Annotated in this window: 10 protein-coding genes; 5 read left to right on the top strand and 5 right to left on the bottom strand. The window is 54.2% G+C overall.

Annotation, left to right across the window (positions count from 1 at the left end; all coding sequences use genetic code 11):
• Window positions 1-106: 106 nt before the first annotated feature.
• Together hutH and hutU are read left to right on the top strand one after the other, a co-directional pair.
• The gene (hutH, locus tag E2L00_RS16940; protein WP_167613726.1) at window positions 107-1,651 is read left to right on the top strand and encodes a histidine ammonia-lyase; all 1,545 of its coding nucleotides are present in this window, start codon (window positions 107-109) and stop codon (window positions 1,649-1,651) included.
• Window positions 1,652-1,665: 14 nt separating this feature from the next.
• Window positions 1,666-3,351: a urocanate hydratase gene (hutU, locus tag E2L00_RS16935; protein ID WP_167613724.1), complete on the top strand. Its 1,686-nt coding sequence runs from the start codon at window positions 1,666-1,668 to the stop codon at window positions 3,349-3,351.
• A gap of 4 nt (window positions 3,352-3,355) precedes the next feature.
• On the opposite strand, the gene cho is transcribed toward hutU, so the two are convergent.
• The 3 genes from cho to nadE form a co-directional block, all read right to left on the bottom strand.
• Complete coding sequence (gene cho, locus E2L00_RS16930) at window positions 3,356-4,234, bottom strand: excinuclease Cho (RefSeq protein WP_167613722.1); 879 nt, start codon at window positions 4,232-4,234, stop codon at window positions 3,356-3,358.
• A gap of 68 nt (window positions 4,235-4,302) precedes the next feature.
• Entirely contained in the window at window positions 4,303-5,193 is an 891-nt protein-coding gene (gene yddG, locus E2L00_RS16925) for an aromatic amino acid DMT transporter YddG (protein WP_167613720.1), read from the bottom strand.
• Between the two features lie 51 nt (window positions 5,194-5,244).
• Window positions 5,245-6,075, bottom strand: coding sequence for an ammonia-dependent NAD(+) synthetase (nadE, locus tag E2L00_RS16920; RefSeq protein ID WP_167613717.1), 831 nt, complete (start codon window positions 6,073-6,075; stop codon window positions 5,245-5,247).
• Window positions 6,076-6,346: 271 nt separating this feature from the next.
• Between nadE and osmE the strand changes: the two genes are divergently transcribed.
• Window positions 6,347-6,688, top strand: coding sequence for an osmotically-inducible lipoprotein OsmE (osmE, locus tag E2L00_RS16915; protein WP_167613714.1), 342 nt, complete (start codon window positions 6,347-6,349; stop codon window positions 6,686-6,688).
• A 311-nt stretch (window positions 6,689-6,999) separates the two neighbouring features.
• The gene (gene cspE / locus E2L00_RS16910) at window positions 7,000-7,212 is read left to right on the top strand and encodes a transcription antiterminator/RNA stability regulator CspE (RefSeq protein ID WP_167613712.1); all 213 of its coding nucleotides are present in this window, start codon (window positions 7,000-7,002) and stop codon (window positions 7,210-7,212) included.
• Between the two features lie 192 nt (window positions 7,213-7,404).
• Here cspE and katE read toward each other — a convergent pair whose 3' ends face one another.
• Window positions 7,405-9,663 (bottom strand): catalase HPII, encoded by a 2,259-nt coding sequence (gene katE / locus E2L00_RS16905; protein WP_167613710.1) that lies wholly within the window; start codon window positions 9,661-9,663, stop codon window positions 7,405-7,407.
• Between the two features lie 170 nt (window positions 9,664-9,833).
• Between katE and cedA the strand changes: the two genes are divergently transcribed.
• Window positions 9,834-10,070, top strand: a complete 237-nt coding sequence (gene cedA, locus E2L00_RS16900) for a cell division activator CedA (protein ID WP_167613708.1) — start codon at window positions 9,834-9,836, stop codon at window positions 10,068-10,070.
• Window positions 10,071-10,316: 246 nt separating this feature from the next.
• Here cedA and E2L00_RS16895 read toward each other — a convergent pair whose 3' ends face one another.
• Window positions 10,317-11,708, bottom strand: coding sequence for an L-cystine transporter (locus E2L00_RS16895; RefSeq protein WP_167613706.1), 1,392 nt, complete (start codon window positions 11,706-11,708; stop codon window positions 10,317-10,319).
• Window positions 11,709-11,789 lie beyond the last annotated feature (81 nt).

Below are 11,789 nucleotides of genomic sequence, written 5' to 3'. Positions count from 1 at the left end.
TTCGATAAAAATTACCTGCGTCCGACTGGCGGACCTTTTGGTTTATTGGGTAAGTTGTCTATACAACCCTATATGTTCATTGAATTGATGCCAACAGGATATAAACATGTCGATGCAAAAGAAGCGTTGTACTCTCACGCCAGGCCACGTCTCGCTTGCCGCGCTACGCGATATTTATCATGGTAACGTCACGCTGGAGCTTGACTCACAGGCTATCGCGGCCGTTGAGCGCGCGCAGCAAACGGTAGAAGCCATTGTTAAGCACGGCGATGTGGTTTACGGCATTAATACCGGGTTTGGCAAGCTGGCACAAACCACTATCGATAACGATCGGCTTGCTGAACTGCAAAGAAACCTGGTGCTGTCGCACAGCGTTGGGCTGGGTGAGGCTCTGCCCGATGACGTGGTGCGTCTGGTGATGGCGAGCAAAGTTATTAGCCTGGCCCGCGGGCATTCTGGCGTGCGGCTTCAGGTCATCGACAGTTTGCTGCGCTTGTTTAACGCGGGCGTGATGCCTGTTATCCCGGAGAAGGGTTCCGTAGGCGCATCAGGCGATCTTGCGCCACTGGCGCACCTTTCGCTGATGCTGCTCGGTGAAGGCAATGTGCGTGTGAACGGTGAGGAAATTCCTGCGCCGCAGGGGCTGAGGCAGGCGGGCGTCGAGCCGCTTGTGCTGGGGCCGAAAGAGGGCCTGGCGTTGCTTAATGGCACCCAGGTTTCTACCGCGCTTGCGCTGCGCGGCCTGTTTGAAGGCGAGAAAATTTTTGCCGCCGGGCTGGTGGCCGGTGCGCTATCTCTTGAAGCTATCAAAGGTTCGGTAAAACCATTAGATGCCCGTATTCATGAGGCTCGCGGGCAGACGGGGCAAATCGACGTGGCCGCAGCGGTTCGCACGCTGCTTGCAGGCAGCGAGATTGTCGACTCGCACCAGCACTGCGGGCGTGTACAGGATCCTTACTCCATCCGCTGCGTGCCCCAGGTCATGGGAGCGTGTCTGGATAACCTGCGTCACGCGGCGCGTGTATTGCAGACGGAAGCTAACGCGGCTTCCGATAATCCGCTGGTGTTCAGCGACACGGGCGAGGTCATTTCCGGCGGTAACTTCCATGCTGAGCCGGTAGCGTTTGCAGCGGATATCCTCGCGCTGGCCATCGCGGAAATAGGGGCGATTTCCGAGCGCCGTCTTGCTTTACTGCTGGATACCGGCCTGTCCGGCCTGCCGCCGTTCCTTGTTAAAGAAGGCGGGATTAACTCAGGTTTTATGATTGCCCAGGTCACGGCGGCGGCGCTTGCTTCCGAAAATAAATCTCTCGCCCATCCGGGCAGCGTTGATAGCCTGCCAACTTCTGCAAACCAGGAAGATCACGTTTCGATGGCGACCTATGCCGCACGTCGCCTGGGTTCCATGTGTTTTAACACCGCCGCAGTGGTGGGAATTGAAGCGATGGCGGCAGCGCAGGGCATAGAATTTTCTCGCCCGCTGCGCAGCTCTCCGTTAATGGAAGAGATTTTCAGCGACATTCGCCAGCACGTGGCCTTCCTTGAAAAAGATCGCCTGCTGGCGCCGGATATTGAGCAGATGCGCCGGTGGGGCGCAAGCGATAACTGGCCGCAGGCCATCGTTAACCTTCTTCCTTCTACTTCGGCCTGATACCGGGAGTCATAATGACTGAATCAGTAAAACAGGCGGTAGCCCGCACGGTGCGCGCGCCGCACGGCACAGAGCTGCACTGCGAAAACTGGCTGATCGAAGCGGCATACCGCATGATCCAGAACAACCTGGATCCGAACGTTGCTGAAAGGCCGGAAGATCTGGTGGTTTACGGCGGAATTGGTAAAGCCGCCCGTAACTGGGAGTGCTTTGAGCAAATTTTGGCCTCGCTGCGCGCGCTTAAGGCCGATGAAACGCTGCTTGTACAATCCGGGAAACCGGTCGGGATTTTCCGCACGCATACGGATGCGCCGCGGGTGCTAATCGCCAACTCTAACCTGGTGCCGCACTGGGCGAACTGGGATAGCTTCCACAAGCTGGACCAGGCCGGGCTGATGATGTATGGCCAGATGACGGCTGGTTCGTGGATCTATATCGGTGCGCAGGGCATCGTGCAGGGCACGTTTGAAACCTTTGCAGAAGCAGGGCGTCAGCATTACAACGGCGACCTGAAAGGGAAATGGATACTGACGGCCGGGCTGGGCGGTATGGGCGGTGCGCAGCCGCTGGCAGGCGTGCTGGCCGGTGCATCGGTACTGGCGATTGAGTGCCAGGAGTCGCGCATCGACTTCCGGCTGCGCACCCGCTATCTCGATTATAAAGCCACCACGCTTGAAGAAGCGCTGGAGATGATTGAGCAGGCCAACGCGCAGAAAAAAGCGATCTCCGTCGGGCTGCTGGGTAACGTTGCCGAGCTCTTGCCGGAGCTGGTAAAGCGCGCAAAAGCAGGCGGCATCCGGCCGGATATCGTCACCGATCAAACATCCGCACACGATCCGGTAAACGGCTATCTGCCGGCTGGCTGGTCGGTGGAGCGCTGGCAGCAGGAGCGAACAGCTCAGCCGAAAGCGGTTGAGAAAGCGGCCCGCGCTTCTATGGCGATACACGTGCAGGCGATGCTGGATTTCTGGCAGATGGGCGTGCCGACGGTAGATTACGGCAACAACATCCGTCAGGTTGCTTTTGATGAAGGCGTGAAAAACGCGTTTGATTTTCCGGGCTTTGTTCCGGCTTACATTCGCCCGCTGTTTTGCGAAGGTAAAGGTCCATTCCGCTGGGTGGCGCTTTCCGGAGACCCGGAGGATATCGCTAAAACCGATGCGAAACTCAAGGAACTATTCCCGGATAACCAGAACCTGCACCGCTGGCTGGATATGGCGCAGGAGCGTATTGCCTTCCAGGGGCTGCCAGCGCGCATTTGCTGGCTGGGGCTGGGCGAGCGCCACAAGGCTGGCCTGGCCTTTAACGAAATGGTGCGCAACGGCGAGCTGAAGGCACCCATTGTCATTGGGCGCGATCATCTGGACTGTGGCTCGGTCGCTTCACCAAATCGCGAAACGGAAGCGATGAAGGATGGCTCTGATGCGGTATCCGACTGGCCGTTGCTTAATGCATTGCTGAATACCGCAGGCGGGGCGACATGGGTGAGTCTGCATCACGGCGGCGGCGTGGGAATGGGCTTCTCGCAGCATGCCGGGGTGGTAATCGTTGCCGATGGCACGCCGGAAGCCGATGCGCGCCTGGAACGTGTGCTGTGGAACGATCCGGCAACGGGCGTAATGCGCCATGCGGATGCAGGCTACGAAAGCGCAGTTGCCTGCGCCCGGGAGCATGAATTAAAACTGCCGATGATGAAGTAATTGATTACAAAGTGGTGGCGCGGGAAAGCTCCACCACTTCGTAGTCTCCGCTCATGACCAGCTTGCACAAAATCTTGTAGCCATCGTTATCAAAGCCTTTTGGCGGCGCGGCGAGCCTGTTTGCTTCCTCTAAATTCTCTACCGAACCCAGATAAAACCAGCTATCGATAATGTGATATTGGGTAATATCCGGGCCGGATTCTTTTAGCCCGACCGGGCCTCGCCACGGCCAGCAGATGACCCGAATACGTTCCATTGCGGCCAGAAAACGCGCGTGATGGGTTGCAACGGTTTCCCGTCCGCAGCAGGCGCCCGCACAGCGTTTTAACCCGGCACGGAAGCAGGCGCGCCCGGCGCTCAGAGCTTCCAGCCCCAGCAGGCCATAACAAAGCTGATGCTCATCCGCCAGCGTTTGCAGAGTTTGCAGTGCGGCGCGGCGGTTTGCATAAAGACCATATAAGTTTGTTTGCAGGGAAAAATCCACGTCGCGGGCGTAAACTACCTGCGGTTTGCCACCTTCAAACTGGAGTGAGCAAAGCTGACGATTGCGGCGCAGGCGTTTATTAAACAGCGGCTGTTGTTCTTTGATCATCTGGGCTTCAAGCAGCAGCGCGCCCAGGTCGCCCGCCGTGCGGATAAAGGTAATGCGGCGGGACTGACGCAGCAGGGCTGCTTCGTCTGGCGTGCGAAAATGGGACATCACGCGGCTGCGGATATTGACGCTTTTGCCAATATAGAGCGGCATGACATCGCTTTCACCGTGAAAAACATACACCCCGGGCGCTTTAGGTAAATCCTCAAGCCAGGAGCGTAAATGTTCGGGATATTCGTAAACTGCTGCTGCTTCAAACTGCATGCGCGGTGCGCTGACACGCCTTACCACTGGTTAACTCCTGAATACTGGTTGCCTGTACAGTCTATCAGGGAAGCAGAGCGCAAAAAAGCCGCAATTTATCCGTGGCGTCTCGTGGCAAGCCAGCAGAGCAGCGAGCCGCCCACCACCATCGCGACGCCCTGCCAGAAAGGCCAGCCGGGATGCAGGCCCAGCCAGAGGCTGGCGATAAAGGCAGAAAGTACGGGTGTGAAGTAGGAAGCGGTGGCTAACAGCGCCATATTGCCGCGCTGAATACCGGCGTTCCACGCCGAGTAAGCAACGGCCGTAGAAACGCCCATAAACAGCAGTTGCAGCGTGGCGGAGAAAGTAAAATGCAACGGCGCTGCGTTTACAAAAGAATATTTTCCCCAGAGCACCAGCGCGGTCGCGCAGAAGAAAAGCGAGACGCCATTTTTACCCAGGCTCCAGCGGCGGGTGAGGTTGCAGTAGAGCGCCCAAATCAACGCTGCTGCAAACGCAAGGCCATAAGCCAGAGGATTATCGACGATGTTCTGCCCCATCTGCGCGGGTGACCAGGCGCCGTCCCCTTTCATAACCCGAATAATGCCAGCCAGAGAAAGCGCAAGCCCGGGCCACAGCCAGAGGCCTGCACGCTGCTGGTTGATAAACAAGGCCAGAACGATAGTCAGGCTGGGCCAAAGATAGTTAATCATACCCAGTTCAAGAGACTGGCTGCGGCTGTGGGCAAGACCAATAGCTAAGGCAAGGAAGATCTCGTAGGTAACAAACAGCGCTCCACCAATCCACAAATAGCGTGGCGGCAGCTCGCGAATTTTGGGGAGCCCGCGTGCAAGGCACAGGCAAACGGCGCTAACGGTATAGATAAGCGCCGCGCCACTGACGGGGCCAAATTGTTCGCTGATGCTGCGCAGCAGGCCAACGGAAGTGCTCCAGAGGAGAATGGCCAGAAGGCCGAAAAGGGTGGCGCGTTGCGAAGAACTGTCCATGTGCCTCTCAAAAGAAGGGCGGATAAGCCTGCGCTATCCGCCCGAACAGCGTTATTTATTTTTCCAGAAATCATCAAAAACGGTAATCGGCGGACGACGCTTATGTTCCGTTTTGTTGTACCAGCCTTCAATGAGGGAGCTGATGACGCCGTCCAGCGGTTTACCTTCCAGATAATCGTCGATGTTCTCGTAGCTGACACCCAGCGCGACTTCATCCGGCAGAGAAGGGCGATCGTCTTCCAGATCCGCCGTTGGCGCTTTCTTGTAGAGATGTTCCGGGCAACCGAGGGTTTTCAGGAGTAATTTACCCTGACGTTTGTTGAGGCGGAAAAGCGGGTTGATGTCGGTGCCGCCGTCGCCATATTTTGTGTAGAATCCCGTAACGGCTTCGGCTGCATGGTCGGTGCCGACCACCACGCCGTTGGTCATGCCGGCGATGCTGTACTGGACTTTCATGCGCTCGCGGGCTTTTTCATTGCCGCGTACAAAATCGCTCAGTTCAATACCCGCATCGCGCAATGCTTCTTCGCTGGCTAATACGGCTGCTTTGATATTTACCGTTAGCACTTGATCGGGCTGGATAAATGCGATGGCGTCCTGACAATCCTGTTCATCAAATTGCACGCCAAACGGCAGACGTACGCCAATAAACTGGTAGCTTTTATCACCGCTTTCCGCGCGCAGCTCGTTGATAGCCGTCTGGCAGAGTTTGCCGGCAAGGGTTGAATCCTGACCGCCGCTGATGCCGAGCACCAGCGTTTTAATAAACGGATAGGTTTTCAGATACGCTTTCAGAAAATTGACGCTGACGCGGATCTCCTGCTGCGGGTCTACCTGTGGTTTTACGCCTAAAGCCTGAATAATCTCTTGTTGCAGAGTCATTTAACCCCTCCGGTTGCGGTGCACCTGCAACGTGCAGGCAGCAAAAAAACAGATCTGTTAAAACTACCCCTTTGTGGCTAAAACGACAAGACTCCTGGCTCAGGATAGCTGCTCAGTCAGCCTGATACAGAGCGATAAAGCGCCGTTAGCGCAGCTATAGCCAATTGTCCTAATTTCTATTCATTTTAGCTAACAAGTTGATAAATGTTCTTTTATATTCCAGGCTTACCTTACACGCGTTAGCAATATAGCGATAAAACGAGGATATAATATGAACAAGACTTTAGCAGGAATTTTAAGTGCAGCGGCTGTGATGACTATGCTGGCGGGTTGTACCGCTTACGATCGTACTAAAGATCAGGTAACCACGCCGGTTGTAAAAGATGTGAAAAAAGGCATGAGCCGTGAACAGGTGCAGCAGGTAGCGGGTAAACCTTCCTCAGAAGTGACAATGATCCACGCTCGTGGTACTTGCCAGACCTATATTCTGGGCCAGCGTGACGGTAAAACCGAAACCTATTTCGTAGCCCTTGACGAAACCGGCCACGTAATGAATTCCGGTTATCAGAGCTGTGCGGAATATGATACCGATCCGCAGGCTACTAATAAATAATTCAATTTTTAAAAACCGCCTGCCGGCAGGCGGTTTTTTCGCTTCGTTATTTAAGCACTGAGAGTAAAGAAATGTATTTGTGCGGATTGGCGCGAAATTAAGCTTGCTTAAAAAATAGCGTCGTGCGTTAATAGCGTCCTCGGTTTGTTCATCAGACCTTATGTAAAGCATTTTAGTAAAGCAGTTCTCAGTTCAAGCGTTATCCTCAGATACCTCTTCTCCGTGAGTCTCCTCCTAAAGCCCATAAGTTATTCTGAAACGCAGACCATGGTGCTACAACGTAGCGATGAAAATTTTTTGAGGAAGTATCTATGTCTACCCAACTGACTGGTTTAGTAAAATGGTTTAACGCTGATAAAGGCTTCGGTTTTATCAGCCCTGACGACGGCAGCAAAGACGTGTTCGTACACTTCTCCGCTATTCAGAGCGACAGCTTCAAAACGCTCGAAGAAGGCCAGAAGGTAAAATTCACCGTTGAAAATGGTGCTAAAGGTCCTGCTGCTGCAAACGTGGTTGCGCTGTAATTACAGCTAACTAATACGTTGCCTGTGCGTTACGATAGCGAAGATGGGTTAACCCGGAGCAGCTAACGTGCAGTAATAAAAAAGCCCGAGAACGATTATTATCGTGCCCGGGCTTTTTTTATTTCTGACGGCCAAAATAAAAATTCAACGCTGAGAAAACTGGCCAGAGCCAGCGGGTTATGGCCCGTTTTTTTAGGCTGGAATATGTGCGACTTTATTACTCCGCGACCAGACGCGATGTGCCGCAAGTAATTTCAGGAATTCACTCATAAAATTACCCGTCATATCATCGGCTTCCACCACGCCTTCTTCTCCCTGATCGTCGATACCTAATTTTGCTTTAAACTTGCGGGCATCACCGGCCAGACCGATTACCTTCAGGTGCTTATAGGCTTCCAGCAGATAATAAGCCGCATCGCCATTATCCAGAATAGAGCCTAAGTTACCGCCGGGCACGATTACCGCATCCACGCTCACAGACGGCGAACCGGCGAACGTGGCGGCGACCGGCACAATTGAACCGTCATCGGCCGTGATTTGCCCCATCCTTGAGAAGAGCAGTTTGGCGTGAACGCCCTGCGCTTTGAGCCCCTGCACGATGGCTAATATATCCGCTGCCCTGGCATTTTCACTCAGCAAAATGGCCACTACGCGGCCTTTGACGTTCCCGGTTGGCACGGCATACAGGCTCAGGCTGGCATCTTTTTTCAGCCCGTTAACGTCTTTTGGCGGCGCGACATGCATTTGTTCATCGGACAGTTCAATGCCGAGGTTTTCCGCAACCGGTTGAGCCAGCGAAATATCAATATGGGTGAGATGATCCACCACGCGTTCGCGAATGTAAGGGCGAACCACTTTGGAAAGCTCAAAGCTGAATGCCCCGATAATGTGCTGCTGTTCCACCGGCGTCTGGCTCTGCCAGAACAGGCGCGGCTGGGAATAATATTCCCCAAACGAAGGGCTGCGCTCACGGATTTTATGACCTTCAACACGCCCCTGATAGCTTTCGAAGCCGCCCCGTTTTGGCCCCGGCGGCGTTTCGCGCGGCCAGTTGTCGTTGATGGAGTTTGGTTCATAGTTAGCCGGGTTGCTGTCAATATCCATGCGATGCATGCCGTCGCGCTGGAAGTTATGGTAAGGACAAACCGGGCGATTAATTGGAATTTCATGGAAGTTTGGCCCGCCCAGGCGGCTGATTTGCGTATCCGTATAGGAGAACAGACGCCCCTGCAACAGCGGATCGTTACTGAAATCCACGCCGGGGACGATGTGGCCCGGGTGGAATGCGGCCTGTTCATTCTCGGCAAAGAAGCTATCCGGGTTACGGTTAAGGGTCATTTTACCGACCAGCTGTACCGGAACCAGCTCCTCAGGGATCAGTTTCGTTGGGTCGAGAAGGTCAAAATCATATTTGAATTCGTCCTCTTCCGGGATCAATTGCAAGCCCAGTTCGTATTCCGGAAAATCACCGGCTTCAATGGATTCCCACAGGTCGCGACGATGGAAGTCCGGGTCACGTCCGGTGAGTTTTTGTGACTCATCCCACAGCAGCGAAGCTTTACCGGCTACAGGTTTCCAGTGGAAACGGACAAAAGTAGCTTTTCCCTCGGCGTTAATCATACGGAAGGTATGAATGCCAAAGCCTTCCATGGTGCGATAGCTGCGGGGGATGCCGCGATCGGACATTGCCCACATGATGTTATGCAAAGTTTCAGGCTGCAGCGAGACGTAATCCCATAAGGTATCGTGCGCGCTTTGCCCTTGAGGAATGGCCCAGTGCGGCTCTGGTTTCACGGCGTGAACGAAGTCGGGAAATTTATGCGCATCCTGAATGAAAAAAATTGGCGTATTGTTGCCGACTAAATCGAAAATGCCTTCTTCGGTGTAAAACTTAGTGGCGAAACCACGGATGTCGCGCACCGTATCAGCCGAACCTGCGCCGCCCTGAACCGTTGAGAAACGCACAAAAACAGGCGTGATTTTGTCCGGGTCGGAGAGGAAATCTGCTTTAGTTATATCTGATAAATTTTTGTAAGGCTGGAAGAAGCCGTGCGCAGCAGAGCCGCGGGCATGAACGATACGCTCGGGGATACGCTCATGGTCAAAATGGGTGATTTTTTCCCGCAGGATAAAATCTTCCAGCAGCGTCGGCCCACGGGTACCGGCACGCAGGGAGTTTTGATCGTCGGCAATGCGCACGCCCTGGTTGGTGGTCAGGGGGAAATTTTCACCGTCTTTACGATGACCGTCGAGAGATTTCAGCTTTTCATTCGAGGTGTCCGGGCTTTTAAAGCTGCCTGCTGCGGTAGGCTGTGCTCCCGGTGGCGTGGGCTCCTGGGCCGGACGGTGAGAGCCATCTTCCGGGGCCAGTGAATCCATGCCAGGTTTGGATTCACTGGCATCGTGAATCGGTGCGCTGTGACTAAGCGGTTGTTTATCATGCGTCGACATTTGAACTCATCTCCTGTTTTCACGGCCGTTTAACCAGGTCGTTATATGAATAAAACCCCTCTAACTATAGAACAACGTGATAACTCTGCCGTTTCTGCAGGCGACGAGCGTTAAGCGATCCGCTATCATAGCAGTGTTGTTCACTTATCTTTCTTCGAATGCCATTGCCTATGAAACCACTGCGCCAGCCCAATACACGCCCCGTCATAACCTATCAACCGCGCGTTGAACCCGCGCCGCCTTCGCATGCCTGGCGGGTAGAAGGGTTCAGTGATGTCTGGTTGCTGCGAAATAAATATGTGGCTTTTGTGCTGGTCGGAGACGCGTTCCGCCAGTCTCCACCTTTCACGCTGCCGGAGGCCGCGCAGCGCTGGGCGACGCAGGTTCGTCAGGAAATTGAGATATAAAAAAAGGCCGCAGAATGTGCGGCCTTGAGACTGATGACAAACCTCATAGCTTATGAAGTTCTGAAAGATGTCACCCTAAAATTAACAGCAAAATCAATTGATTGATTTTCGGCAAATAACCACAAAGAAGGAAAAAACACGCTTTTTCCTTCTTTGTCAGCAACCTGAAGGCCGCAGAACGTGCGGCCTTTCACCTTTGACCCGTCCTGAATAGTGTCAACCTATCAGGCCGGGCCACAGCGATCGTTAGCGGTGAGCAAGCTCGGTCTCTTCTTCGCTGTTCAGGATATCTTTATCGGTCTGTTTCATTAACTGGCTGGTGATAGTCCCTGCAGTCATAGAGCCGCTTACGTTCAGCGCGGTACGGCCCATATCAATCAGTGGTTCAACCGAAATCAGCAGGGCAACCAGGGTAACCGGCAGGCCCATGGCTGGCAGCACAATCAGCGCGGCAAAGGTTGCTCCACCGCCTACACCGGCAACGCCGGCGGAACTGACGGTGACGATACCAACCAGCGTGGCAATCCACAGCGGATCAAGCGGATTAATGCCAACCGTTGGGGCAACCATTACCGCCAGCATCGCAGGATAGAGACCCGCACAGCCGTTCTGACCGATAGTGGCGCCGAAAGAGGCGGCAAAGCTTGCGATAGATTCCGGCACGCCCAGACGACGAGTTTGCGCTTCAACATTCAGTGGAATACTTGCAGCGCTGGAACGGCTGGTGAAAGCAAAAGTCAGCACCGGCCATACCTTGCGGAAGTATTTCAACGGGCTTACGCCGTTAACGGCAAGCAGCAGGGCGTGAACGCCAAACATGATGGCCAGACCCAGATAAGAGGCGACCACGAAGCTGCCCAGTTTAATGATATCCTGCAGGTTGGAGCCAGCCACAACCTTGGTCATCAGCGCCAGCACGCCGTAAGGCGTCAGTTGCATAACCAGACGAACCAGCTTCATTACCCAGCTTTGCAGCGTATCGATAGCAACCAGCACGCGCTCGCCTTTAGGCGCATCGTCCTTCAACAGCTTCAATGCAGCAACGCCCAGGAAGGCGGCGAAGATAACCACGCTGATGATTGACGTTGGATTTGCGCCAGTCAGGTCGGCAAAGGGGTTTTTCGGTACGAAGGAAAGGATAAGCTGTGGTACGGACAGGTCCGCAACTTTGCCTGCGTAATTAGTTTCAATGGCGCTCAGGCGTGCGGTTTCCGCCGTGCCTTGTACCAGCCCTTCGGCGGTTAAACCGAACAGGTTGGTGACCAGCACACCGACCAGCGCCGCAACCAGCGTGGTGAACAGCAGTGTGCCAATGGTCAGGAAGCTGATTTTACCCAGCGAAGAGGCATTATGCAGTTTTGCCACGGCGCTAAGAATGGAAACAAACACTAGCGGCATGACGATCATCTGTAGCAGTTGCACATAGCCGTTACCGACCACGTTAATCCACTGAATCGAATCTTTCAGGGTCTGGCTGTCCGCGCCATAGATTGTGTGCAGGGCGATACCAAATACCACGCCGACCGCAAGGCCGAGCAGCACTTTCTTCGCCAGACTCCACTGTTTGTGGCGGGTTTGCGCCAGCAACAGCAACAGAATAACGAACACAATAACGTTCGCTATAAGTGGAAAATTCATCCCCGTATCTCCTGATTTTTTGTAAGCAGATGGTCTAAGCCCACCTTTATGCTGCAAAGCCTACCAGATGAGACGCCGCTC

The organism is Cedecea colo (genome assembly GCF_011808225.1).
In the GTDB taxonomy this organism is placed as follows: domain Bacteria; phylum Pseudomonadota; class Gammaproteobacteria; order Enterobacterales; family Enterobacteriaceae; genus Dryocola; species Dryocola colo.
Note: the sequence above shows the minus strand (reverse complement) of the source record. Positions and strands in the feature narration are given on the sequence as shown.